Origin of the sequence: Microcoleus sp. K1-B1 (assembly GCF_036704705.1) — a bacterium.
Classification (GTDB): Bacteria; Cyanobacteriota; Cyanobacteriia; order Cyanobacteriales; family Microcoleaceae; genus Microcoleus.
Genome location: NZ_JAUBSH010000182.1, coordinates 1 through 2,814 on the forward strand (window position 1 = coordinate 1; position 2,814 = coordinate 2,814).

General features: G+C 41.5%; 1 protein-coding gene. It reads right to left on the reverse strand.

What is annotated here, in order from left to right; all coding sequences use genetic code 11:
• Nucleotides 1–2,479 (reverse strand): trypsin-like serine protease (locus QUA83_RS30190; protein WP_333297887.1); only part of this gene is annotated, 2,479 nt, incomplete at its 3' end.
• Between the last annotated feature and the right edge of the window lie 335 nt (nucleotides 2,480–2,814).

The window sequence follows — 2,814 nt, forward strand, 5'->3', positions numbered from 1 at the left end:
CATTATCCTCGTTACCATTGAGGGTGTCGTTGCCGGCCAATCCATTGAGGGTGTCGTTGCCGGCCAATCCATTGATGGTATCTGGATTGGCAGTTCCGCTTAAGTTATCAGCGTTAGGAGTGCCATTTATTTCGTATGGTGCAATATGAAGTTGAATCTCACCTATAGCACTGCTATAACCATCAACAGCTATTTGATAGGTTGTCCCGGCTGTGGCATCCAGGTTATACAGGCTAGTGTTATTCCCCCCTCCATCATCATTAGCGCCAATCAGAGTGAGGTTATCAACCGCAGAACCAGTGAAAACCGACAAGAAAGTATCGAAATTACTATTTTTGGTGTCAATAGTAAAAGTCCCGCTACTGGGTGCTGTCCAAGACCACCACGCCGAGTTAGTTATCCCACTTTGGGTAGGTTCGTCTACTTCTCCTGTGGCTCCACTATTTGTTCCTGTACCATTGGCTGTTTCACCTGTCAAAGCAATTCGGTTGGCAAAATTATCATTGGCTGGGGGGGGAACGGCAATATTAAGTTGAATCTCACCTGTAGCACTGCTATAACCATCAACAGCTATTTGATAGGTTGTCCCGGCTGTCGCATTAAGGTTGATGAGGCTAGTTGAATTACCCCCTCCATCATCATTGGAGCCAATCAGACTGAGGCTATCCACCGCCGAACCCGTGAACACGGACAAGTAAGTGTCGAAATTACTGTTTTTGGTGTCAATAGTAAAAGTCCCGCTACTGGGTGCTGTCCAAGACCACCACGCCGAGTTAATAGTTCCATTTTGAGCCGGTTCTCCTGTTTCTCCTGTGGCTCCAATATTTGTTCCTGTTGCATTTGCTGTACTACCTGATAATACACTGCGATTAACAAAATTATCATTGACTGGTGGTGGTGGAGTAACAGTTAATGTTCCTGGAAAGGCTCTTTGATTACTAGCTAGTGACTCATCATATTCGCCAATAGAAGCAGTGGGATCAATAAAAGAAACAACTCGATAAGTACCTACTGGGATAGTAGGAAATGTACCGCTCCAAGAAGCATCAGCCCAATTAAATGGACTCAAGGAAGATAAGTTAGCAGTACCTAACAAATAATGAGAGCCAACACTATTAGTAACATCATCATCTGTGGAAGCGTAGAAATTAACAGTATAGTTTCCAGATGCTTCTGTGCCATTATTTCGAGCAAATGTATTGACACTAAAACCTTGACCAGGTGAAACGGTAGTTCTACTAAAACTACCAATAGCTGAATTAAACCAGTTATCCCAATGAACTAGGTCTGGTTTGCTGACTGGGGCTGAATCAGCTTTATAAGTATTGAATAAGTCAAACATATAAGGTTGTATTCGGGTTCCACTATTGCCAGTACCAGTAGATCCATACGCATGTACTCCTATTGCTTGGAAAGTATTATCTGGTTGCCAAACAGCACTACCACTCTGACCTCCAAAAGTATCAACTGTGCTACTATAATAAAGTTTAGTATTAGTGGAAGAAGAAATAGTACCATCAGCACGGTATAAACCTACATCATTGAACCATTCTGTTGCAAGATCACTTGGATAACCAGCAGTTGTTATTGATTGACCATTTAGGTTCGTTCTATACCCAGCTGTTCCTGTAGAATTTCCTAGGGAACGATCAAGCTGGATTACACCCCAATCTTGATCCTCAGTAGCTGAGTTTATCCATGAAGTATTAGTTTTCAATGAGGTAAATGATGCCTCACCAAACCATCTATCTTTACCATTCCTGCCTGGAGTAAATTTAACTTCTGTTGCCCAACCACCATCTGCATGACTATAAATAACATGACCAGCCGTTAATACAGTGAAAGGACCTATTAATGTTCCTGTACCACCGCTCCACTCACCATTAGGAAATTTTGCTTGTACAAGTCCAATCGAACTCCAAGGAGAGTTTTGAGTATCAGTTACTCTCTGACGGTCATCACTACCAATGATGGTTTCAGTAGATACATAACCCGGTGGTAAAGGTACAGGTTCCATACCATCATTAGCATCAGTAATTCTGGGTGAATCAATAGATGATTTAGCTGTATCTGGTACAGAAACAATAGATGTAGTTGGCTGAAGAATTTTGTCTAAATTCTCTGATGTACTAGGTACAATAATAGCCGGTGCTTCATCTATGTATTCAAAACGGGGATCATCCTTATAAGCTGATATTGTTTGTTCAACCGTTCCTGAAGGAGTCTGCCTGATGTCAGTCCCAGGTTTTGACGCTTGGGTAACTTTTTTGACTCCGATTTCTGCTGGCAAGTTGGTAATTTCACTGGCATTTGCGGTGGGCTTCAGTTTGGCAATTACGCGGTCTGAGCTAAAATTCGTATCCATAATATTGTCGGTTTCTGCTAAAAAGTTGGTTGTTTCACTCGCACTAGCAGTGGGAGAGGGAATGTTGCCAGAGGTTGATAAATTCTTGCCATCGGGCAATAGTGTGTCAAACATGGTATTTTTTGCTTTTTTTTTTGGTGGATGTTACTTTTGTCTTTTGTCTTGCCTCTATCAATCAATAATGCACGCGAATTGAACTAAATGACCAAAACTTTACACAGTCTTTAAACTCCCTGAACTTTGCCCCGCTATGGTAAGGATTCAGATCAGGTGAAAAGCAGTAAAATCTATACGGTTTAACCATTCGATCAAATAATCATCAAATATCCATTCTTATTAAGAAACCATGAAAGCTTTGATTCTCGTACCTATTGACTGTAGTTTAGACTAAAAAATCAGTGCAGCTAAAAGTAGCAGCCTTTTAGCAGAAGGCAAGCTGTTGCTCAAAA